The 21279-nt window shown below is 37.1% G+C and carries 22 protein-coding genes and 1 riboswitch; of the genes, 14 read left to right on the plus strand and 8 right to left on the minus strand.

Features of this window, described 5'->3' with window-relative positions; genetic code table 11:
• The first annotated feature begins 29 nt into the window (after positions 1–29).
• The 3 genes from FLAVO9AF_RS00465 to FLAVO9AF_RS00475 are packed head-to-tail and all read left to right on the plus strand — an operon-like array spanning position 30 to position 2341.
• Entirely contained in the window at positions 30–1217 is a 1188-nt protein-coding gene (locus FLAVO9AF_RS00465) for an ectonucleotide pyrophosphatase/phosphodiesterase (RefSeq protein WP_159682370.1), read from the plus strand.
• Positions 1218–1250: 33 nt separating this feature from the next.
• Positions 1251–1832, plus strand: coding sequence for a pseudouridine synthase (locus tag FLAVO9AF_RS00470; protein WP_159682373.1), 582 nt, complete (start codon positions 1251–1253; stop codon positions 1830–1832).
• Between the two features lie 44 nt (positions 1833–1876).
• Entirely contained in the window at positions 1877–2341 is a 465-nt protein-coding gene (locus FLAVO9AF_RS00475) for a tRNA (cytidine(34)-2'-O)-methyltransferase (RefSeq protein ID WP_159682375.1), read from the plus strand.
• Between the two features lie 347 nt (positions 2342–2688).
• Here FLAVO9AF_RS00475 and FLAVO9AF_RS00480 read toward each other — a convergent pair whose 3' ends face one another.
• The 4 genes from FLAVO9AF_RS00480 to FLAVO9AF_RS00495 form a co-directional block, all read right to left on the minus strand.
• Positions 2689–3474, minus strand: a complete 786-nt coding sequence (locus FLAVO9AF_RS00480) for an ABC transporter ATP-binding protein (protein ID WP_159682381.1) — start codon at positions 3472–3474, stop codon at positions 2689–2691.
• A 186-nt stretch (positions 3475–3660) separates the two neighbouring features.
• Positions 3661–4074, minus strand: coding sequence for a GxxExxY protein (locus FLAVO9AF_RS00485; RefSeq protein ID WP_159682384.1), 414 nt, complete (start codon positions 4072–4074; stop codon positions 3661–3663).
• A 290-nt stretch (positions 4075–4364) separates the two neighbouring features.
• A complete protein-coding gene (locus FLAVO9AF_RS00490; RefSeq protein ID WP_159682388.1) occupies positions 4365–5396 on the minus strand; it encodes an iron ABC transporter permease in 1032 nt (343 codons plus the stop codon).
• A gap of 1 nt (position 5397) precedes the next feature.
• The gene (locus tag FLAVO9AF_RS00495; RefSeq protein WP_159682391.1) at positions 5398–6540 is read right to left on the minus strand and encodes an ABC transporter substrate-binding protein; all 1143 of its coding nucleotides are present in this window, start codon (positions 6538–6540) and stop codon (positions 5398–5400) included.
• A gap of 356 nt (positions 6541–6896) precedes the next feature.
• Between FLAVO9AF_RS00495 and FLAVO9AF_RS00500 the strand changes: the two genes are divergently transcribed.
• From FLAVO9AF_RS00500 to FLAVO9AF_RS00530, 7 genes are all read left to right on the plus strand, one after another.
• Positions 6897–7412: a bifunctional adenosylcobinamide kinase/adenosylcobinamide-phosphate guanylyltransferase gene (locus FLAVO9AF_RS00500; protein WP_159682393.1), complete on the plus strand. Its 516-nt coding sequence runs from the start codon at positions 6897–6899 to the stop codon at positions 7410–7412.
• 111 nt (positions 7413–7523) lie between these two features.
• Positions 7524–9203: a nicotinate-nucleotide--dimethylbenzimidazole phosphoribosyltransferase gene (cobT, locus tag FLAVO9AF_RS00505; RefSeq protein WP_159682396.1), complete on the plus strand. Its 1680-nt coding sequence runs from the start codon at positions 7524–7526 to the stop codon at positions 9201–9203.
• A 668-nt stretch (positions 9204–9871) separates the two neighbouring features.
• Positions 9872–10312, plus strand: a complete 441-nt coding sequence (gene tnpA, locus FLAVO9AF_RS00510; protein ID WP_159682398.1) for an IS200/IS605 family transposase — start codon at positions 9872–9874, stop codon at positions 10310–10312.
• A complete protein-coding gene (locus FLAVO9AF_RS00515; RefSeq protein ID WP_159682400.1) occupies positions 10309–11109 on the plus strand; it encodes an adenosylcobinamide-GDP ribazoletransferase in 801 nt (266 codons plus the stop codon). Before tnpA ends, FLAVO9AF_RS00515 begins: the two co-directional genes overlap by 4 nt.
• The gene (gene cobC, locus FLAVO9AF_RS00520; RefSeq protein WP_159682403.1) at positions 11094–11636 is read left to right on the plus strand and encodes an alpha-ribazole phosphatase; all 543 of its coding nucleotides are present in this window, start codon (positions 11094–11096) and stop codon (positions 11634–11636) included. Before FLAVO9AF_RS00515 ends, cobC begins: the two co-directional genes overlap by 16 nt.
• Positions 11637–11838: 202 nt before the next feature.
• A riboswitch (cobalamin riboswitch) is annotated at positions 11839–12039 on the plus strand.
• Positions 12040–12070: 31 nt separating this feature from the next.
• Entirely contained in the window at positions 12071–13924 is a 1854-nt protein-coding gene (locus tag FLAVO9AF_RS00525; RefSeq protein ID WP_159682405.1) for a TonB-dependent siderophore receptor, read from the plus strand.
• Between the two features lie 4 nt (positions 13925–13928).
• Positions 13929–14984 carry a YncE family protein gene (locus FLAVO9AF_RS00530; RefSeq protein ID WP_159682408.1) on the plus strand — a complete coding sequence of 352 codons (1056 nt, stop codon included), beginning with the start codon at positions 13929–13931 and terminating at the stop codon, positions 14982–14984.
• Between the two features lie 73 nt (positions 14985–15057).
• Here the strand turns inward: FLAVO9AF_RS00530 and FLAVO9AF_RS00535 are convergent, their stop codons facing one another.
• On the minus strand, positions 15058–15684 hold the full coding sequence (locus tag FLAVO9AF_RS00535; RefSeq protein ID WP_159682411.1) for an N-acetylmuramoyl-L-alanine amidase: 627 nt from the start codon (positions 15682–15684) through the stop codon (positions 15058–15060).
• Between the two features lie 96 nt (positions 15685–15780).
• Positions 15781–17223 carry a S41 family peptidase gene (locus FLAVO9AF_RS00540; RefSeq protein WP_159682413.1) on the minus strand — a complete coding sequence of 481 codons (1443 nt, stop codon included), beginning with the start codon at positions 17221–17223 and terminating at the stop codon, positions 15781–15783.
• 279 nt (positions 17224–17502) lie between these two features.
• Here FLAVO9AF_RS00540 and FLAVO9AF_RS00545 point away from each other — a divergent pair, with 279 nt between their 5' ends.
• From FLAVO9AF_RS00545 to FLAVO9AF_RS00560, 4 genes are all read left to right on the plus strand, one after another.
• Positions 17503–18012, plus strand: coding sequence for an RNA polymerase sigma factor (locus FLAVO9AF_RS00545; RefSeq protein ID WP_159682416.1), 510 nt, complete (start codon positions 17503–17505; stop codon positions 18010–18012).
• Positions 17999–18466, plus strand: a complete 468-nt coding sequence (locus FLAVO9AF_RS00550) for a hypothetical protein (RefSeq protein WP_159682418.1) — start codon at positions 17999–18001, stop codon at positions 18464–18466. Before FLAVO9AF_RS00545 ends, FLAVO9AF_RS00550 begins: the two co-directional genes overlap by 14 nt.
• A 59-nt stretch (positions 18467–18525) precedes the next feature.
• Positions 18526–19053 carry a DUF4252 domain-containing protein gene (locus tag FLAVO9AF_RS00555; RefSeq protein ID WP_159690782.1) on the plus strand — a complete coding sequence of 176 codons (528 nt, stop codon included), beginning with the start codon at positions 18526–18528 and terminating at the stop codon, positions 19051–19053.
• Positions 19054–19275: 222 nt separating this feature from the next.
• Positions 19276–19815 carry a DUF4252 domain-containing protein gene (locus FLAVO9AF_RS00560; RefSeq protein WP_159682421.1) on the plus strand — a complete coding sequence of 180 codons (540 nt, stop codon included), beginning with the start codon at positions 19276–19278 and terminating at the stop codon, positions 19813–19815.
• 37 nt (positions 19816–19852) lie between these two features.
• Here FLAVO9AF_RS00560 and FLAVO9AF_RS00565 read toward each other — a convergent pair whose 3' ends face one another.
• Together FLAVO9AF_RS00565 and xdhC are read right to left on the minus strand one after the other, a co-directional pair.
• Positions 19853–20479: an NTP transferase domain-containing protein gene (locus tag FLAVO9AF_RS00565; RefSeq protein WP_159682424.1), complete on the minus strand. Its 627-nt coding sequence runs from the start codon at positions 20477–20479 to the stop codon at positions 19853–19855.
• On the minus strand, positions 20469–21230 hold the full coding sequence (xdhC, locus tag FLAVO9AF_RS00570) for a xanthine dehydrogenase accessory protein XdhC (RefSeq protein ID WP_159682425.1): 762 nt from the start codon (positions 21228–21230) through the stop codon (positions 20469–20471). Before xdhC ends, FLAVO9AF_RS00565 begins: the two co-directional genes overlap by 11 nt.
• Positions 21231–21279 lie beyond the last annotated feature (49 nt).

A 21279-nucleotide genomic window follows, 5' to 3' on the forward strand; every position in this document is an offset into this window, starting at 1 on the left:
ATCGTATCTTTGCGCCACAAAATAAGAGTATGAAAAAAATAGTGGTAGGCTTATTCCTTTTCTTCTGGATAGGAATTACAGCTCAAGAACAAAAAAAACCGTATGTAATTTTGGTGTCCTTAGACGGATTTAGATGGGATTATCCCAACTATTTTGAAACGCCAAATCTTGATAAAATGGCAAAGAATGGAGTAAAAGCCAAGTCGATGCAACCCAGTTATCCTACCAAGACTTTTCCCAATCATTACTCAATTGCTACAGGATTATATCCAGACCATCACGGAATTGTAAATAATAATTTTTACGACCCCACTTCAAAAAAAATATTTACCCTAAAAAACGAATCCAAGAAAAACAGCGAATTTTATGGTGGGAATCCTATTTGGAATCTAGCAGAAGAACAAGGGGTTAAAGCTGCTTGTTTCTATTGGCCGGGTTCAGACACAGGAGTTAAAAGCGCAAGCATATTCAAAGAATATGACGAATCGGTTAGTTACGAAAACAGAATCAATACCGTAATCGATTGGCTTAATCTGCCCGAAGCGGAGCGTCCTCACTTAATCACACTCTATTTTGACCAACCCGATGAAACAGGACATAATCACGGACCTTTGTCAGAAGAAAACAAAAAAATGGTACCCAAAGTTGATGCCGTTATTGGGCAACTGATGCAAAAATTAGACTCACTTCCCATCGGAAAAGAAATCAATCTAATCGTACTCTCAGACCACGGAATGGCACCCATTAGCAATGACAAAAAAGTAGCACTACTAGAATACATAAAACCAGAATGGCTAGGATATGCTGCAGTCATCAATCCGATTATGAGCATTGAAACCAAACCAGTTTATAAAGATTCGATTGCGAAAGCCTTAAAAAAAGTGCCTCATATCAAATGGTATCCTTCAAATAAAGTGCCTAAACGACTGCATTATGGAACAAATCCTCGAGCACTCGATTTTGTAATTGAAGCCCAAAAAGGGTATAGTTTAGTCAACAAAAAGGACCAAAAAATCACTGGAGGCACACACGGCTACGATAATAAAATGAAAGAAATGCAAGCTATTTTTTATGCCAAAGGCCCTAATTTCAAAACGGATAAAAAAGTAAAATCTTTCCGTAATGTGAGTGTGTATCCACTTATCGCAGCAATCCTAGGATTAAAAACCGAAGCTATAGATGGCGATTTCGATGAGGTAAAAGCGATGTTAAAATAGAAAAAAAGATAAAAAATTAATTTAATAAAATACATGCACCACCATTTTATTCTTCATAAACCTTATGGCTATCTGAGTCAATTTATTTATGAACTCAAACGAAAGAAACGTTTACTAGGGGAGCTCTTCGATTTTCCAGAAGGCACGATGGCAATCGGTCGTTTAGATGAAGATTCAGAAGGATTGCTATTGTTGACAACAGACGGAAAAGTCAGTGAGCAAATTAGAAGTAAGAAGGTGGATAAAGAATATTATGTTCAAGTGGATGGTGTAATCACTCCCGAAGCTATTGAACAGATTAAAAGGGGAGTTGAAATAGGTTTCAATGGAACCAAATATATGACCAAGCCTTGCGAAGCTTTTATTTTGAATGAAATCCCTAATTTTGGCCCACGCGGTAAGAAAATTAGAGACGAAAGACACGGCCCCACTTCTTGGACTTCGATTATAGTCAATGAAGGAAAATTTCGTCAAGTACGCAAAATGACGGCTGCTGTAGGTTTTCCCACCTTGCGATTGGTTCGCGTCCGAATTGGAACAGTACAATTAGATAATTTACAAGCCGGAGAAGTACGTGAAGTAAAGAGTTTTGAAATTGCTATTCCTAAATCCTGAATCCCAAATCCTCAATACTTAATCTCAAATCCTAAATTTTAAAAATGTTAAACATCGTACTCGTCGAACCCGAAATCCCTAATAATACTGGTAATATTGGCCGCTTATGTGTTGGTACAGAAAGCCGTCTGCATTTAATTCACCCGTTTGGTTTTGTGATTAATGACAAAAATCTTAAGCGCTCGGGACTGGATTATTGGGTACATCTGGATGTTACGGAATATCAAAATGTAGCCGAATGGATGAAGGTAATTCCAGATACTTCAAGAGTCTTTTTGATGAGTTCGCACGCAGAGCATTCCTATTTGAATATCGAGTTTCAAGACGAAGACTGGTTGGTTTTTGGTAAAGAAAGCGTAGGCTTAAGTCAAGAAGTATTAAACCTATTTGCTAAAGAAAATCAATTAAAAATCCCTATGTCTCCCTTGATTCGTAGTTTTAATATTGCCAATTCAGTTGCCTTTGTAGTTGGTGAGGCAAGAAGACAGGTTTCGGTGGGCAAAATTTAGTTGGCAGTATACAGTTGTTAGTGTTCAGTTTTTATAAGCTGTTACTATTTGCGCCCTTTACAGTTAATTTTTTACCACAAGGAAACACAAAGTAGGCACGAAGCAATACAGAGTTATTTAGTTGACTTTGAGTCCTTTGCGTAAATCTTTGCGTTCTTTGCGGTTTAATTTTTAGAAGCGTATTTCAAAAAAGAACTTATATGCTCTTATTTGCCTTATATGGTTCAAAATAAACAGTCAATTCAAAAAACTGTTATGACTTATATGTTTGTATTTTTTTTGAGCTCCTTGCGGTTAAACATTTTACACAAAGGATTTTAATTCCCCGCCACGGCGAGTTAGGGGGCTTAACCCGTAATCACAAACTTCCCTTTTTCAGCATCAAAAACAATATGCTCATCTTTAAAAAGCGTATTGAAACTTCCTTTTGCAATCAAATTACAAGGTTCATCTTGCACTACGGTTTCAGGCGTCATAATAATCATTTCATCACTCAATTGAATCGCCATATCGATATCGTGAGTCGAGAAAAGAATACATTTTCCCGTTTCGTGGGTAAGTTTTTTTAGTAATTTCAATAGCGAAACTTTGTGTAGCAAATCCAAGTGCGTCGTGGGCTCATCCAAAATAATCAAAGGCGTATCCTGAGCTAAGGCGCGTGCAATAAGTACTTTTTGCAATTGCCCATCACTAATTTGATAATGCTTTTTATCGGCCAAAGCACTAATTTGAGTAAGCGACAAGGCTCTTTCCACCTGAATTTTATCTTCCTCGGTCAAGGTGCCAATCCAATTGGTGTAAGGCTGACGTCCTAAAGCGACTAATTCATATACCGTCAAATTACTTGGAGGTAATTTTTCGGTCAATACCAAACTCATTTCTTGTGACAAATCGGAAGCGCTGTAGGTGGCTATATTTTTACCGTGTAATAAAACATCACCCTCAAGAGGTTTTTGAATTCCAGTAATGGTTTTTAAAAGTGTCGATTTTCCAATGCCGTTGGCACCAATCAAAGCCGTTAGTTTTCCTTTTTTTAGCGCAATGGAAACGGCTTTTGCAACAAGAGTGCTTACTTTTTTGTTGTCATAACCAATGCTTATCGATTGGGTTTGAAGGATGATAGTTTCTTCCATTTTTTAAATTTTAAATCCGTACAACGAATTTGATGTAACACATTCTGAGACTTTTTACCACATAGAAGCATAGAATTTATAGTTTTTTAAAAGAAACAAATAGACGTTTTACTCTTCACATAGATGTTCGATAAATACTACTATCTTCTATATTTTTAATTTTCAACCAATGGCTTCAAATATAATTTAGTGTTTTGGTAGTTGGTGAAAAATTTCATTAACAAATGTCATTTGTCCTTCTTTAAAGATATTAAAACAATTAAAGTTTATCAAAATTCCTTTTGGAACATTTAATAGCTTCATATAGGTAAGTAGTTGAGCTTTGTGAATGGGGGTTATTTCGGAAACGGATTTTAATTCAATAACAATATTATTTTCAACAAGTAAATCACACTTAAAATCAATTGCAAGTTTTTTTTCTTTATAAAATACAGGAATATTTTTTTCTGAAATAAAATTGATGTTTCTTATTTTTAATTCTTCTATTAAACAATGATGATAAATGTTTTCTAACAATCCCTTACCCATTGTTTTATGCACTTCAATCGCTGCTCCAATTATTTCGAATGTAAGTTCATTGAGTTGTTTTTGTGTAGTCATAAACAAGTAGTATTGAAAATAGTTTTTTATTTTAACTAGTTGGTCGCAATTATTTTAAACCATATGTAAGCATATAATTTTACAGTATTTAAAGTCTTTCGTATACATTTTACCTTCAAATTGCTATTCTATGTGTGAAATAGTACTATTTCTATTTATTCTTTACCTGTTTGCTATTAATCTATGACGCTCCTATGTGGTTAAAATTCATATGCTATTTCAATTTCACCCAACTGGTTTCTTAATAGTAAAACTATGTTTTTTATTTGGTTAAATAGAACTCATTTCAATTAGCCCATCATTTTTTGTTTTCTAACCAATAACCAAATCACCACAGGAGCCCCTAAGATAGAAGTCACCGCGTTAATAGGTAGACTCACTTCTGTGCCGGGGACTTGTGTAAATATATCGCAAACCAACATAATGCCGGCTCCAAAAAGAAGTGTGCTCCAAAACAATACCCGATGATTACTAGTTTGGAAGGTCAATTTGGCGATATGAGGAACGGCTAATCCAACAAAAGCAATCGGACCGGCAAAAGCGGTAATGCTTCCGGCTAGTATACTTGTAGCTAGAATGATAATCAATCGCGCTTTGCTGTAGTTGAGCCCCATACTCTTGGCGTAGTTTTCTCCCAAAAGCAAAGCATTAAGCGGTTTGATGCTAAAGGCACTTAGGACTAAGCCAATTCCCACACAAAGACTCAAAATCGAGACCGATTCCCAGGATAAGTTTCCTAAATTCCCCAACGACCAAAAGGTAAATTTTTGCAATTGCTCCGCCGAACTAAAATAGGTGAGTGTCCCGACAATGGCCGAGGTTAAGCTGCCAAACATCAGACCAATAATGAGTATCGCCATAGTATCTCGTAATCGTTGCGATACAAGGAGTACGAGTAATAAAACGCTACTGCTTCCAATAGTCGAAGCCAAAACAATACCATAGTTGGAAAGTAACAAGGGAATTAAAAAGGAAGGCATAAAACCAGCACCCAAAATCACAAAAGCCACACCCAAACTCGCCCCAGAACTCAATCCCAAAACATAAGGACCAGCCATTGGATTTCTAAACAACGTTTGCATCAACAGACCACTCATCGATAAGCCCATACCAACCAATACAGCCGTAATCGCTTTGGGCAAACGATAATTCAAGATAATGTATTCCCAAGTGTCTTTGGAAGCGGTTTGTCCTAGCAAACTTTTCAAAACTTCTTTTGCAGGAATAGCGATTGAGCCATAACAAATGTTGCCTACAAACAGCCCAAACAATCCTATGCATAAGGTTATAAAAAGAATACTATGTTTAAAGGAAGACCTCAATTTATTGTAATTTTTCGGCAAAGGTAAACGTATAATTCGGAAGTAATTCGGGATGGAAAATTTTGATGTAATCTTTCAAGACCAAATCAGGCCGACTTGCTGCCAATTCATAATAAACAGTACCACCGGTGGCTCCGTGTTTGTTTTCAAAAGTATAGACGTGTTTGTTTTTCACAGCGTCAAATTGTTGGTAATGCGGATTGCTATTTTGCAATTCCGCTAAATTTTTAAAGGAGCCCGTAGCAATCCAATAATCTGCCTTTTGCGCTTTTTCTAAAATCTTCTCAAAAGGCAACGATAAACTTCCTGTTCCTTTGGTAGTGCTCCATAAATAATTAGATTTTGCATCTTTTAAAAACTGTGCCACCCAGCTGTCGCCTTTGGCCACAAACCATTGTTCTTGGTACATTGAGCCATACAAAACGGTCGGATTTGTCTTTTTTTGAGCGACCAAGGCTAGTGTTTCGTTGTAACTTTTTACGATGTCATTAAATAAAACTTCGGCTTCTTTTTCTTTACCAAATAAAGCGCCGTACAATTTAATCCATTCGGCTTTGCCTAGTGGCGTTTGTTCCATCCAATCGGCTTGAATGAGCACTTTCAAACCGCTTTTTTGTAAGTTGTCAATCGTGGGATTCGAATTATCAATGCCAAAAGCCACAATCAAATTAGGACTCAAATCAATTAATTGTTCGGTGTCTAATTTTTCATTTTGTCCAATATTTTTCACCTTTCCTGCATCGATTAATTGACGTGTTTTTGGAGAGGAAATATAATCGGTGTGCGGAAAACCTACTAATTTTTTTTCCACCCCCAACATCTCCAAAAACGGAATATTGGTAGTCGAAGTCACCACTATGCTTTGTAAAGGAACAGCTATGGTAGGGTATTTTTGCAAACTATCTGGAACGATGCCGTTTTTTTCTTTCAAAATATAGGTAAAGTTTTGTTTTGCATCAGGCCAAGCATTGCGAACCGTTACCACCGAAAATCCTTGGTTTTTCTGTATCGAAAGTCCAGAAGCATAACGAATACTGTTGGAGGTGGCGGTTTCCGAAAGAGGAGTAGAGTTTCCTTTTTTTTCACAAGCACTCAAAGAGAGTAACAAGCTAATCAATGCAATAAGAACAATTTTAGTTTTCATATATGTGAAAAATTATTTTTTAGTGGTCATATATGGTATCGCCTTTATTTATAGGTGTTTGTTTGCAACAAACCTGTTGTTCGGGGCGATTTCATAAACAAGTTTTGAAACCTTTTTAAGGCAGTTTTGGACACAAATAATGAAAGTGTAAGACTACTAAAACGAAAAAATAATTTGCGAATTTGCGGTCAATTTTACTTCTCAATTTAAATCAATGGAATACTAACTTATGTGGTTTGCCTATTGATTTCCATTGCAAATGTAACGCAAAAACTAAAATTTCTTGTTTATTTTTAACACTAAAAAATTCAACAAAGACTATCTTTGCTCTTTAATGAAGCCATAAATTAGCCCAAATGATGTACTTGATTACTGGAGGAGAACGTTCTGGAAAGAGCGGTTTTGCTGAAAAAATAGCCAAAGAAAAGTCGGATAACCCAATGTATGTTGCCACAGCGCGTCAATGGGATGCCGATTTTAAAAACCGTATCGACAGACACCAAAAAGACCGTGATGAACGTTGGGAAAACATCGAAAAAGAAAAATTCCTGAGCGAGATAGATTTCGAAAACCGCGTGGCTGTCATCGATTGTGTGACCTTGTGGTTGACCAATTTTTTTGTAGACAACAAAAACGACATTGATTTGTGTTTGGCACAAGCCCAAAAAGAAATCGATGCCCTCGCACAGCAACCCAACACCACTATCATCATCGTTTCGAACGAAATCGGGATGGGTTTGCACGCAGATACACACATCGGTCGAAAATTCACCGAGTTGCAAGGTTGGACCAATCAATACATCGCCCAAAAAGCCGATACCGTAATTTTTATGGTAGCGGGAATCCCAATGGTAATCAAAGGCGAGGTTTAAAATAATACAGCTTTGGGCGTTTCCACAAGGGCCGGGCTGTCCGTTATATCTTTACTGCCGAACCCCGGCAGTAAAGGATGCCACTACCATCCCTAACGCAAAAAAAAGACTATGACACTACAAGAAATCATACAATCCCGTCGCGATACCCGCCACTTCACAACCGACGAAGTTCCAGAAGACGTCTTGCAAAAAGCATTACAAGCTGGACATTACGCACCTTCTGTCGGACTTACCGATGCTACTCGATATTGCGTTATACGTTCCTCCGAAGTCAAAAAAGCCATCAAACTTTTGTTTGAAGACTATGATAAAAAAGCAGCCAATGCTACCGATAACGAGCAACAAAAGCAACAATACCAAGCCCTAAAACTCGAAGCCATCGAAGAAGCTCCAGTGGGATTGGTCATTGCTTATGACCGTTCGGTGCTGAATAGCTTTACCATCGGAACCGTGGGGAGCAACGAAGCGATTAAGTTTAGTGCGGTTTGTGCAGCACAAAACATTTGGTTATCCTTAACCGAGCAAGGCTATTCTATGGGATGGGTGTCGATTCTAAACTATCACGAATTCAAATCTATTCTGGGATTACCCGAAAACATAGAGCCTTTGGGCTATTTTTGCGTAGGCAAACCCGCCTCTAATTATGAACATCAGCCGATGTTGCAACAATTAGGATGGAAGAAAAAAGAGCCATTTCCGGCTATCACTGCGATTGATTCTGAACAATCAAAAGAAGCTGTAATTTCCTCCATCGAAGAAAAAGTAACGGAACCCAACGCGATTTTATCGAACCAATTGCAACACAAAATCGATAACAAAACCAAACCCACAGGAGCTTTGGGGGATTTAGAAGCACTCGCTCACCAAATAGGGATGGTGTTTCAAACCACTTCGCCTCAAATTAAACAACCGCATTTGGTGGTTTTTGCTGCCGACCACGGTATTGCCAATCACGGCGTAAGTGCCTATCCACAAGAAGTAACCCGACAAATGGTATCTAATTTTCTGGAAGGTGGAGCAGCAATCAATGTATTTTGTACCCAAAACCAAATCGGACTATCGATTGTAGACGCGGGGGTGAATTATGATTTTCCTACTAACACGAAGTTGATTCATAATAAAATTGGCAAAGGCACGCAGTCGTTTTTACATACCGCTGCGATGAGTCCTTTAGAAGTAGCGACTTGTTTTTCTAAAGGGGCAACAGTTGTGGCACAAATTGCCGAATCGGGCACAAATTGCATCGGTTTTGGAGAAATGGGGATTGGGAATACGGCAACCGCTTCGGTATTGATGCATTTTCTGACCCAAATTCCCTTAGTAGATTGCATCGGAAAGGGAACGGGAGTTACAGATGAAAAGTTACAAAACAAGCATCAAATTTTAACAACTGCAATTACCAATTATAAAGGCGCTACCGATTTAGACTCGATTTTGGCGTATTTTGGAGGTTTCGAAATCCTGCAAATAGCTGGCGGAATGCTCGAAGCTCATAAAAATAAGATGCTAATTTTAGTCGACGGATTCATTGCGTCAGTAGCCTTTTTGATTGCGTTTAAGAAGAATCCAGCTATTTTCAGCAATGCTGTTTTTTGCCACGCTTCGGCTGAAAAAGGACACCAACAGCTCTTGGAGTATCTAGGAGCAAAAGCATTGTTGCACCTCCAATTGCGCTTGGGGGAAGGAACGGGTTGTGCTTTGGCTTTTCCTTTAGTACAATCAGCAGTAGCGTTTTTGAATGAGATGGCCAGTTTTGAATCGGCGGGGGTGAATAACAAAAAGGATTGATATTTTTCCTCTAGATAAATCAGGAATCAATTTATAAGATGAAATAATAAAAAATAGTGTTTATTTTATTGCAAAATTTGAATAGGAATGGGCTTTAGCCCATTCATTAAAATGATTTTAGCATTGGGCTTTAGCCAAATCTATTGTAATTTAGGCTAAAGCCAATTTGATACAAATACTAATTTTTTCCTCCAGATAAATCTGGAGGCAATTCAAATTGAGGAATAATAAAAACATTGTTTTGGATAAATCTGAAGGTAATTTAAAAGATGAAATATAAAATTCTCTGTTTTTATTGTAAAATTTGAATAGGGATGGGTTTTAACCCATCCTTTAGAATGAGTTTAATATTGGGCTTTAGCCAAACTATTGTTATTTAGGCTAAAGCCATTTTGAAGCAAATGCTAATTTTATTCCTCCAGATAAATCTGGAGGCAATTCAATTCAGCAAATAATAAAATTATTTTTTTAGATAAATATGGAGTTAATTCAAATTGAGGAATAATAAAAACATTGTTTTGGATAAATCTGAAGGTAATTTAAAAGATGAAATATAAAATTCTCTGTTTTTATTGTAAAATTTGAATAGGGATGGGTTTTAACCCATCCTTTAGAATAAAATCTCTAAATTGGTTTGAGCCGAATTTTAAACAACTAAAAATATAAGAATGCCATTTGTAAAAGTCTATCTTCATTGTGTTTGGAGTACTAAAAACAGAATTCCGTATTTAAATACTATCGAATTACGCCAAAAAGTTTGGAATCATATAAGAGAGAACGCCATTCAAAAAGGAATTTATATTGATTTTATAAATGGATATTCTGACCACTGTCATTGTTTGATTTCCTTAGGTGTGGACCAGAATATTCAAAAAGTAATTCAGCTTATCAAAGGAGAATCTTCTTTTTGGATTAACAAAAATGAATTGACTAAAGAAAAATTTCAATGGCAGGAGGAATATTTTGCAGTTTCGGTGTCAGAATCGATTCTTGATAAAGTTAGAGAGTATATTAAAAATCAAGAAACACATCATAAAAAGAAGTCATTTCAAGAAGAGTATGACGAATTTATTTTAAAATATGGATTTAAAATGGTTGATAATAAATGAAAAAACAACTCCACATCTTTTTTACCGCTTTGATGTTTTATACACGAATTCCGTGTCCGAAGAATATCGACCATAATCCTGATTATTTGAACAAAGCGTCTCGTTATTTTCCATTAATTGGTTGGATTGTTGGGGCAATTGCTTTTGGAGTGTATGCTGCGGCGTCTTGGTTGTGGAATGCTGAGATTGGGATAGTGCTTTCGATGATTGCGAGTGTGTTGGTTACAGGCGCTTTTCACGAAGATGGTTTTGCCGATGTCTGCGACGGATTTGGTGGCGGTTGGACCAAAACTAAGATTTTGACGATTATGAAAGACAGCGCTATTGGCGCTTATGGTGCGATTGGTTTGGTATTGCTTTTTTTGCTGAAGTATATGAGTTTGGTCACTTTGGCCAAAGGTGATTCACTACTCACAAATTACCATTCACTCTTCACTCTTTTTTTGGTTTTCATAACAGGGCATTCTTTGAGTCGATTGGCGGCGATTTCGATTGTGTTTACTCACGAATATTCTCGGGAGGATGCTACGAGTAAAAGCAAACCCATTGCGCAGCAGTATTCTTGGAAAGAAGTAGTGGGCGCCTTATTATTTGGGCTATTGCCTTTGCTGGTTTTGCTATCGAATCACGCGATTATTGGGTTGGTGGTGTTGCCTGTTTTTTTGGCGCGTTATTTTTTGGCGCGTTATTTCCAGAAATGGATTGACGGCTACACGGGCGATTGTTTGGGAGCGACACAACAGGTATGTGAAGTTATTTTTTACCTAACCTTATTAGCAATATGGAAATTTATTTAGTGCGCCACACCGAAACGGTTTGTGAAAAAGGCATTTGTTATGGACAAAGCGATGTAGGCATTCGAGCTCCTTATGAAGCGATATTTCAAGAGATTTTGGAGCAATTGCCAGAGCAAGGTATTTTGTATACCAGTCCGCTGCAACGCTGTTCGATTTTGGCGCAGCATATTCAGCAAATAAAAGGAATTCCTATAGTTGCCCAAGAACCAAGACTGAAAGAAATGCATTTTGGGGATTGGGAATTGCAAGCTTGGAACGCTATTCCGAGGACTGTTTTGGACCCGTGGATGAATGATTTTGTGAATGTTGCGGTGCCCAATGGCGAATCGTTTATTGATTTGGACCAGCGGGTTTGGGAATTTTTGGAGGAGAAATTTGAAAAATCAAATGAAAAACCGCTGATTTTAGTCACGCATTCCGGGGTGATTCGAAGTGTTTTGTGTAGAATAAATAACCTTCCTTTGCAGGAGGCTTTTGCTACTCCATTAGATTACGGAGTGGTGGTGAAAGTGGAGTATACTCGTTAAGCAGGGTTTGCGTGAGGGATGGCAGTGGAGCTCTCCCGATTTTTCATCGGGAAGCGGGAACGTACAGCCCGACCCGACTTTTTCAGGAGGGGCACGCCTAAGTTATGATTGATGTTGTTTATGTTGTTGTATTATAGTGGTTTATGATTTTTTTTGCTTGTTTTTTGAGTTTTAATTTTAGTATTCCATTTTTTTAAGGCTATATTTGCATCCGAATTGAGGTTGCGTTTTACTTTTTTTAGAAGACGCATTAAAAGGGAATTAGGTTTAAAACCTAAGCTGTACCCGCAACTGTAAGCTACTAAGCTTGTTGTTATCTACAAAGCCACTGCTCGCCGCGGCGAGTGGGAAGGTCAACAACAAGACGCAAGCCAGGAGACCTGCCTTTTTTCTTAACCAATAACGAACTTTCGGGAAAAAAGGTTCAGGAAATTATGGCACATTTTAAATCTTTTCTTTGTTTTTGCTTGCTGGCAAGTCAACTGACTTTTGCTCAGAATGATTCGATTACTCGCTTAAAAGAGGTCGTCATAGCTGATGCGAAGCTTCGCAAATTTTCTAGTTCTCAAACGATTCTTAGTTTGAACGATGCTGTTTTGTCTAAAAATAGTGCGTTGTTGACCAATTTACTCAATTATAATTCGGTTTTATATTTTAAAGAATACGGTCGTGGGATGCTATCGACGGTAGCTTTTAGGGGAACCACTGCGTCGCAAACTGCGGTGATTTGGAACGGCATCAACATCAATTCCCAAATGAATGGGAGTACCGATTTTAATACAATATCAGGAACGGATTATAATTCGATTGCAATTAAAGGAGGTGGAGGAAGTGTGATTTATGGCAGTGGGGCTATTGGTGGCACGGTGCATTTGAACAATGACTTGCGATTTGAGCGTTCTTTTTCAAATCAATTGCGTCTTGATTATGGCAGTTTCAATACGCAGGGGATTCATTATAGCAGCCAGTTTTCAAATGCAAAATGGTCGGCTCAGATTGGTTTTTCTAGAAACTATTCTGATAACGATTACGATTATCCTGGTCTTTTTGATTGGAAGGGCAATCAGCGTTTTAATGAAAACGGGGAATATGAAGTGATTGGGTTCAATGCAGCAATTGGTTTTAAAATCTCTGATAAGCAAATATTAAAAGCATACAGTCAGTCTTCGAATACCGATAGGAATATTTCTTTGCTTTCGCCCTCGGAGTCTAGAACAAAATACAAGAATGATTTTAGTAGAAATTTGTTGGAATACAATGGTGTTTTTGACCAATGGACGATGAATGGTAAGATGGCTTACCTTACGGAAGGTTATCAGTATTATCCGAACAAGTTGCTACAGCAATATAGTTTTGGGGAAACCAAGACTTGGATTACCAAAGCAGATGTCAGTTTTCAGGCATCGCCCTCATTTTTGGTAAATACAATTTTAGAATACAATACAACCCAAGGTGAAGGCTCTGGATTTGGATACCACGAAAGACAGATTGGTGCTGCTTCTGTGTTGTTGAAATATGAAATCGATTCGAAATGGCAAAATGAATTAGGGATTCGTAAAGAGTTTACCAATAATTATAAATCGCCTGTTCTTTTTTCGGCTGGAAGTGCTTTGCGCATCGCACCTTGGTACCAATTGAAAGTCAATGTTTCGCACAATTTCCGAATTCCTACCTACAATGATTTGTATTGGGAAGAAGGCGGTAATCCCAATTTAAAACCCGAAAGTGCTTACCAAGGCGAACTAGCCAATGTCTTTACTTATAAAAATTTCAGCTTGACGCAAACGGCCTATTACAATAAAATTAAAGATTTGCTGCGTTGGGTTCCAGGGAATAATGGCATTTGGTCTCCTCAAAATACGGATCGCGTAGCCGCTTATGGAATAGAAGCCTTATTGGCTTGGAAAAAACAATTTGGGAAGAGCATTTGGCAAATCAATGGGACGTATGCGTACACTATTTCTAAGAATGAGGAAACCCAAAAGCAATTGTTTTTTGTGCCTTATCACAAAGCTACCGCTGCTTTGGCCTACAGTTATAAAAAATGGAGCGCTAATTATCAATTCCTGTTTAATGGTTTTGTCTATACGCAATCCGATAACAATCCTAGCGCTATCGTTCCTTCGTATTGGGTTTCTAATGTAGGCGTAGATTATGAATTTTTTAAGCGTAATCCAATAAAAATAGGCGCTCAAGTGCTTAATCTTTGGAATGAAAAATATGAAAGTCTGGAAAATAGAATGATGCCCGGACGCAATTTTAATTTGTATCTAATCTTTAAATTTTAATATAATGAAGTTAACTAGAGTTTTATTAGTAGCCTTTACTTTTGCCTTTTTGGCGTCTTGTACTAACGAGGACAACGAAAATGTATCCAAAGGGAATTATGATAATGGGGTATTTATTCTAAATGAAGGCAATTCTTCTGGAGGTTCGGTATCGTTTTTAGGAGAGGATTTGACTACTTTTAAACAAGATGTGTATGGAGCAGAAAACGTAGGTGATTTTTTCGGTACCTATGTACAATCGATTTTTTTTGATGGGGATAAAGCCTATGTGATTGCAGGTGGTTCTAATGTGATTAATGTAGTGAATCGCTATACGTTTAAGCTTATTGCAAAAATTGAAACAGGTCTAGTGACACCAAGATATGGGGTGGCAAAGAATGGTAAAGCGTATGTAACCAATGCGAACACTTATTCTTATGCAAATCCAGCTACTGGAAACACAGATGATTTCGTAGCTGTTATTGATTTGGCCACGAATAAAGTGGAATCTAAAATTAATTTGAATGCAACAGCCAATCGTATTATTTTAGAGGGTGATAAGTTGTACATCACAGAACCTTATAATAGCGACAAAGTTTTGGTAGTAAATACAGTAACTAAGGCTTTAGAAACACCAATAGCTGTTGGGTCAAGCGCCAATACAATGGAAGTGAAAAACGGTGTTTTGTATGTGTTAGCATCTCCATATGGAAGTGCAAGCAAAATTGTAAAAGTGAAGTTGTCGGATAAATCGGTTACTGAAGTGGTGTTTCCAACGACTTTGACAGATGCAGGAAATTTGGATATTTATGGTTCTAAAATCTATTTCACAAAAGATACAGGAGTGTATAGTATGGATATTACAGCAACACAACCTTCAGATAAACCTATTTTTAACTACTCTTCTACTTCCCAATATGGAGTGATGTATGGTTTTGCGGTAGAGAATGATAAAATTTACATTGCCGATGGAGGAGATTTCGCTTCGAATAGTAAGGCCTATGTGTATTCTTTAACTGGTGCTTTGCAAAAAGAAGTAACAGTTGGAGTTGGACCAAACGGATTCTATTTTAATAATTAAAAGCTCTAGCTTAAAAACTAAAAAGGCGTTTTCGAAATGAAAACGCCTTTTTTTGTTTGGGTAGTTGTTGTTTTTATTTTAGAGTTGAAACCACATCTAAAATGGTGTTGGCAATTTTTGTTTGTTCTACTTTATCGGTCAGGGTGCGTTTGTCATTTTCGTTAGTCAAATACCCTAATTCAATCAAAACACCAGGAACTGTTGCTTTCTTTAACACCATAAAAGGGGCGTTTTTTATGATAGCATTGCCTTTTAAAGCGGTTTGTTGTGTCAATCTTGAGTTAAGTTGTGTCGCAATTTCTTTAGATTGTTCAACCGTGGCAGGATTTTGTTCGTTGATGAAAAATTCCAAACCAGATTTTTGATTGTTGGCATTAGCATTAATATGCAACGAAATGAATAAATCTGGTTGTATGTTATTGATAAGGGCTGCGCGAGAATGCAACTCCACGAATTCATCCTCATTTCTAGTAAAATGTAAAACAATCGCTTGATTGGTATTCTGCGCTTTTATCTTATTTGCAATTTGGGAAACAATTTCTTTCTCGATAGCAGCATCACTTTTTGCACCAAAGTCGTGTCCGCCGTGTCCTGCATCAATCACCACGTGGATGGTTTTTGAAGGTTTCAATGCTGGTGAAATAAATGCTAAAGAAGCACACGCTAAGATTCCGATACCAATTTTAGAATACAATTTCATACTATAATGTTTTAAGAGTTACTAATGAAGTTTCAAAAAGCATTGCTTTTCAGTGATATAGGTATAACGCTATATTTTCTGATTTTAGTATAATTCCTATAAAGATTTTAATAATCCCTCAGGAATCGTTTCTAGATACATTTCGTTTCCAAAGCCTCTAATAGATTTCGCATCTTTGAAAAACTCAAATGTTTTGCCTTTTGCAGCAGGGGTTCCTTTTGCCGTCCCCGTAATTTTTCCAATAGCTAACTTTAACAAAGGTTCGTTAACATCACCCAAAACACCAAAGGTACTGATGGTTTCTGCTTGTTGGAAAGTTGGTGTTAAACCACTTTGGTAGTCACCAAAGCCATCAGCATTCACAATTTTGAGCACTAACGGTTGCATAGCATATTTGTGAGAAGGGTTTACGTTCTCTTTTTGGAAAGTTGGAGAATCATACAAGGTAATTGATCCTACGTTTTTACCTGTAGTAACATCTCCAATTTGAACAACATTAATAAAAGGTTTCAAACCATTAATCACCAATTCACTAGCAGAAGCCGTACTTTTTGTTGTAATAATGTAGACTTTGGTTAAGTTCAAACTATTGATTGGTGTGCTTTCAATTTTATCGGTAAAAAAGTTTTTGAGCGCCTCGGGATTGTTAGTGCTGAAATAAGCCTCAATTTTTTCGTTCCATTGTTGCTTAGCAAATAATTTTCCGGTGAATTGTCCTGTAATCATACTAGCCAATCTAGTAGCAGTTTGTACTGAACCTCCACCATTGTAACGTAAGTCCAAAACTAAATCGGTAATGCCTTGTGATTTTAAACTTCCAAAAGCGTCATTGAGTTGGGTATCATAATTAGCAAAAAAGCCGTTGTACATCAAATAGCCTATTTTTTTTCCTCCAGTTTCGATTACTTTATTGATCAAAATTGGATTTTCATTCAGAGTGGTTTTGGTTAACGCTACTGATTTTCCATTACTCACGATGGTTGAACCATTGAATTCGGCTAAATTCAAAGTGTAACTTTCGGCATTTAGCAATAAAGTTTGATAGTTGCTAACGGTCAATTGTGTTCCGTTTACGGCTGTAAAATAGTCTCCTCGTTTAATAGCTTTGGTCGAAGCATCAGAGCCAGGAATAATGTAGCGAACATAACCAAAAATTTCAGTTGTGCTTCCGGGTTTGTAGCTTAATCCAAAATCAACACCATCATTTTTAGTGGTACCTTGGAAGGATTGCTCAAGCGCAACATAGTCATCAACAATCCAGCTAAAACGATCGATGGATTTGTCTACTCGCAAGGCTTCGAACAAACTTTCTGGAGTACTGTAGCCTTCTAGAAAGGCATTTAATTCGCTTTGATTTTTAAATTTATCATCGGCCAAATTAGGAACATCACTTTGCCATAAATAGTATTGATTCATCCCTTTCCAAACAAAATTTTGAATAGTTAAGTTGGTGGCAGGTTTGTCGTCATTGTCTTCACAACTTTGAAAAACGAAGAGACTTAAGAATAAAAAGAATACAGTTTTGAGAATTGTTTTCATAGGTTGAAATTTATTTTTTTTAAGGCTATTGGTAATTGCTTTGCTTTTTCGATGGTAAAGAAATCGAATCGTTTGATTGCTATCCTTGTATCGAGTGTTTTATTATTAGTAACGTTATTGTTTACTTATCATAATTAATAACAACACAAATTACATAGTGGCTAAGTGAATGATTAGTTGCAGTAAAAATACTAACTTTAAAATTATTTTTTTATTGTTTGTAACAAAAATAATTGTCGTTCGTCTTGCTTATATGAACCGCTAGAAACAACCATTAGAATGAACCAAAATGAGTTTGTACAATTGATTACTCCTTTCAAAGACAAGGTCTTTCGATTGGCCAAACGATTACTCGTGAGCACAGAGGAGGCTGAAGATGCTACACAAGATGTTTTGGTAAAGTTGTGGAATAAAAATGAAAGTTTATCCGGTTATGCCAGCGTTGAAGCCTTGGCTATGACTATGACTAAGAATCATTGTTTGGATCAGTTAAAAGCGAAACGTTCCAGTAATTTGCGAATTGTACACAACAATTACACGGATAGAGAACCAAGCTTGCAGCAAAAAGTAGAAGACAATGATAGTTTGAATTGGGTGGCTAAAATAATTGATCAGTTGCCAGAACAGCAACGTATGATTATTCAGCTTAGAGAAGTAGAGCAATATGAGTTTGAAGAAATTGCCAAATTATTAGAAATGAATGAAACCGCCATTCGCGTGGCACTCTCTAGGGCTAGAAAAACCATTAGAGAGCATATGTTAAAAACACACCGTTATGGAACTGTATAAAATAGAAGAGCTTTTAGAAAAATACTTTCAGGGAGAAACCAGTATTGCCGAGGAAAAAGAATTGACGAATTATTTTTCTTCACCGAATGTTGCGCAGCATTTAGAGCAATACAAACCGATGTTTGGTTATTTTTCCTTAGCAAAGCAAGAAACTAGTAGCCAAAAAGGGGCATTAATTTCTGAAAATGAGTCTAAGGGGCTTAAAAGAATTTGGTGGTCTGCAGCTGCATCGGTTGCTGTTTTGCTTGGAGTAGGAATGTATGTTTACAATACCACTGCAACCCATACAAGTGTCGCTACGAACGAATTGGGAACCTATGATTCTCCCGAGGAGGCGTTTCGCGAAACTCAAAAAGCACTTGCCTTGTTGTCGGGACATGTAAACACCGGTATAGAAAGTGTACAGGTCATTCAGGAATACGATAATTCAAAAGAAAAAATTTTTAATCAGTAAATCAAAAAATCATGAAAACAACAGTTTTAATCAGAAACAATAAGCAATCCGTATCAATAATGAGAACAATTTTTTTATCTGTACTTTTTGTACTTATGGCGTCACCACTATTTGCTCAGGGAGCCTTCGATAAATTCGATGGTCAAGACGATGTTACTTCGGTTATCGTCAATAAAAAAATGTTCGAAATGATGAGTAAAGTCAAAGTAGATGCCTCCGACAAAGAAATGCAGCAATACCATCGTTTGATTAAAAAGTTAGATAACCTAAAGGTCTTTACTACCAAAAGTTCTCGTGTTGAAGCGGAAATGAAAGCAACTGCGGAGCGTTATATGAAAACGGCTAATCTAGAAGAACTTATGCGTGTAAACGATAATGGTCGTAGCATTAAAATTTTAGTAAAATCAGGAGCCAAAGACACACAAATTAGAGAGCTATTGATGTTTATAGATGGTGGAAAAGGAGAAGATAGTGTATTGATGTCTTTGACAGGAGATTTTGATTTGAATGAAATCTCTGTATTGACAGATAAAATGCGTTTTCCTGGCGGAGACGATTTGAAAAAAGCTACAAAAGGAAAAAAGTAATAACTAGTGCTTAGTCGTTAGTGATTAGTAATCGAGTTCTTGTTTTTGATGCTGGTTTCTAATCCAAGATATAGGATTCCAATTCCTGCAAGGTTTTCAAAACCTTGTAGGTCTGTTTTCAGAATCTTAAAGTACGAAAACAAAAAAACTAAAAGAATTGGAATAAACTTAGAGTTAAGAATATTCAAAATGGAACGCTATTAATATAAAAAAGGTAAAAAAATGAAAGCAGTAGTTGGTTTGGCTATTTTCCTATGCCTGTGGTTGACAAGTTGTAACTCTGAACCGAGTTTGCAAAAGTATTTTGTAGAAAATACAGAAAATAAAAATTTCATAGCGTTTGATATTTCCTCTTCGATTTTGAATGTGGATAAAACGAAACTCTCTCTAGAGCAGCAACAAGCCTTACAATCGTTTGAAAAAATAAATATTTTGGCTTTCAAGCGCAATCCAAATAATACTGCTGAGTTCGAAACTGAGCGCGCCAAATTAAACGGAATCTTGAAAAACCCAAAGTACCAACAACTTATGAAAATTGGTTCTGGTAAAGAAGGTGCTTCGGTAAGTTTTGTAGGAGCAGATGAGCATATCGAAGAGTTTATTTTATTTGCCAACCAAAAAGAAACCGGTTTTGCAGTAGTTCGGGTGTTAGGTAAAGACATGAATCCTACCCATATTATGAATATGATGTCCGTTTTGCAGCAATCAAAAATCGATTTGGATCAGTTGAAACCGTTACAGGAATTGTTGAAGAAGCAATAATTTCAGATAATTATCAATAAGAACGGCTGGCGAATTGCTAGCCGTTTTTTTGTTGATACGTTTCCCAATCCTCAGGTGTATTCAGATTTAGGATTACCTCTGAATTTTCAACGGGTACAATGCCAATCATTGACGAAGGACAAGCTTTAATCAAATAATCCAACCGACTGTTGCTGGAATCCAGTTGAAGTAGTGGTCTCCAAAACGAAGCGGCCATAACGATAGGATGTCCGTTTTTGCCTTTGTAATTAGGGACAACAATGGCTTGCTGTTTTTCTAAAAGTAGTTGTAGGGTTTCGTCTTTGGGTATAGGAACATCAATGGGGCAGAATAATATAGTTTTAGGTTCTTCTATTTGAGAAAGAACCGTTTGTAAGCTCGAAAAAGAACCTCTTTCAGGGTTGGGATTTACAATGGCTCGAATGTTGAGATTTAAGTAAGTAATAGGTGCTTGTAAAGCTGAGGTTAACCAAGGTAGCTTCTCACAATAAGTAGACGTATGAAAACCCAATACGATATAAACTTCGGTACCACCAGCGGAAGCTATGCTTTTTAATTGGGTTTCGAGCCAATATTCTTCTTTGTTGAATAGTAATCCTTTGGGTTGCCCCATTCGTTCTGATTTTCCTCCTGCCAATAGTACAAAAGCAACATTATTTTTCATAGTACACTTGTAGTAATTGGGCAGCAATGCTAATGGCAATTTCTTTTGGAGTATGACCTCCCAAGTCTAATCCAACGGGGCAATGCACCGGATTCATACCTGATTCAAAACCCAATTCGTCTCTAAGCATATGATGGAATTTATTGCGTTTGGTTTTGCTACCAATGAGGCCAATGAATTTTGTGCTTTCAGCTAGGCATAGGGCAGTGATTTCAAAATCCAATTTATGGTCGTGGGTAACAATGATGGCATAACAATTTGGCCCCCAATGTACAGTGCTTTTATACAAATCAAAAGGAACAGCGCTATAGGTTACGGAAGAGGGAACTGACAAGGTGCTTTCCCATTGTTCTCTTGTATCCAATAGTGTGATTTGAAACGGGGTATTGGCTAAAACTTCGCACAAGGCAACGCCAATATGGCCTGCGCCAAAGAGATACAGTTCTGGATTTTGATTCATAGGTTCGATTAAAAGGGTTACTTTACCGCCGCAGCATTGCTCGAATTCGGGTCCTAACGTATAAGTAGTAGATTGAATTTGATTTTCTTGAATGGCTTTTTGGGCTTGAGTGATGATATGAAATTCTAGTTTCCCTCCTCCAATGGTGCCAAAAATCTCTTTTTGATGGGTTACAATCATTTTTGAGCCTATTTTACAAGGAGCTGAGCCCAACACTTGAGTTACAGTGACCAAGGCAACCGGTGTTTTGGAGGTTTTGAAAGTATGCAATAGTGTAATCCAATCGTTCATATAGGAATGGGAAATGTTTTTGCGTTAGGGATTGCTTCGCCAGTTCGCT

It is taken from the genome of Flavobacterium sp. 9R, assembly GCF_902506345.1.
Lineage (GTDB): Bacteria > Bacteroidota > Bacteroidia > Flavobacteriales > Flavobacteriaceae > Flavobacterium.

Excerpts from the sequence above, each read along its gene's own strand:
- FLAVO9AF_RS00465 (WP_159682370.1), top strand. The coding sequence starts at position 30 with ATGAAAAAAATAGTGGTAGGCTTATTCCTTTTCTTCTGGATAGGAATT.
- FLAVO9AF_RS00470 (WP_159682373.1), top strand. The coding sequence starts at position 1,251 with ATGCACCACCATTTTATTCTTCATAAACCTTATGGCTATCTGAGTCAA.
- FLAVO9AF_RS00475 (WP_159682375.1), top strand. The coding sequence starts at position 1,877 with ATGTTAAACATCGTACTCGTCGAACCCGAAATCCCTAATAATACTGGT.
- FLAVO9AF_RS00480 (WP_159682381.1), bottom strand. The coding sequence starts at position 3,474 with ATGGAAGAAACTATCATCCTTCAAACCCAATCGATAAGCATTGGTTAT.
- FLAVO9AF_RS00485 (WP_159682384.1), bottom strand. The coding sequence starts at position 4,074 with ATGACTACACAAAAACAACTCAATGAACTTACATTCGAAATAATTGGA.
- FLAVO9AF_RS00495 (WP_159682391.1), bottom strand. The coding sequence starts at position 6,540 with ATGAAAACTAAAATTGTTCTTATTGCATTGATTAGCTTGTTACTCTCT.
- FLAVO9AF_RS00500 (WP_159682393.1), top strand. The coding sequence starts at position 6,897 with ATGATGTACTTGATTACTGGAGGAGAACGTTCTGGAAAGAGCGGTTTT.
- cobT (WP_159682396.1), top strand. The coding sequence starts at position 7,524 with ATGACACTACAAGAAATCATACAATCCCGTCGCGATACCCGCCACTTC.
- tnpA (WP_159682398.1), top strand. The coding sequence starts at position 9,872 with ATGCCATTTGTAAAAGTCTATCTTCATTGTGTTTGGAGTACTAAAAAC.
- FLAVO9AF_RS00515 (WP_159682400.1), top strand. The coding sequence starts at position 10,309 with ATGAAAAAACAACTCCACATCTTTTTTACCGCTTTGATGTTTTATACA.
- cobC (WP_159682403.1), top strand. The coding sequence starts at position 11,094 with ATGGAAATTTATTTAGTGCGCCACACCGAAACGGTTTGTGAAAAAGGC.
- FLAVO9AF_RS00525 (WP_159682405.1), top strand. The coding sequence starts at position 12,071 with ATGGCACATTTTAAATCTTTTCTTTGTTTTTGCTTGCTGGCAAGTCAA.
- FLAVO9AF_RS00530 (WP_159682408.1), top strand. The coding sequence starts at position 13,929 with ATGAAGTTAACTAGAGTTTTATTAGTAGCCTTTACTTTTGCCTTTTTG.
- FLAVO9AF_RS00535 (WP_159682411.1), bottom strand. The coding sequence starts at position 15,684 with ATGAAATTGTATTCTAAAATTGGTATCGGAATCTTAGCGTGTGCTTCT.
- FLAVO9AF_RS00540 (WP_159682413.1), bottom strand. The coding sequence starts at position 17,223 with ATGAAAACAATTCTCAAAACTGTATTCTTTTTATTCTTAAGTCTCTTC.
- FLAVO9AF_RS00545 (WP_159682416.1), top strand. The coding sequence starts at position 17,503 with ATGAACCAAAATGAGTTTGTACAATTGATTACTCCTTTCAAAGACAAG.
- FLAVO9AF_RS00550 (WP_159682418.1), top strand. The coding sequence starts at position 17,999 with ATGGAACTGTATAAAATAGAAGAGCTTTTAGAAAAATACTTTCAGGGA.
- FLAVO9AF_RS00555 (WP_159690782.1), top strand. The coding sequence starts at position 18,526 with ATGAGAACAATTTTTTTATCTGTACTTTTTGTACTTATGGCGTCACCA.
- FLAVO9AF_RS00560 (WP_159682421.1), top strand. The coding sequence starts at position 19,276 with ATGAAAGCAGTAGTTGGTTTGGCTATTTTCCTATGCCTGTGGTTGACA.
- FLAVO9AF_RS00565 (WP_159682424.1), bottom strand. The coding sequence starts at position 20,479 with ATGAAAAATAATGTTGCTTTTGTACTATTGGCAGGAGGAAAATCAGAA.
- xdhC (WP_159682425.1), bottom strand. The coding sequence starts at position 21,230 with ATGAACGATTGGATTACACTATTGCATACTTTCAAAACCTCCAAAACA.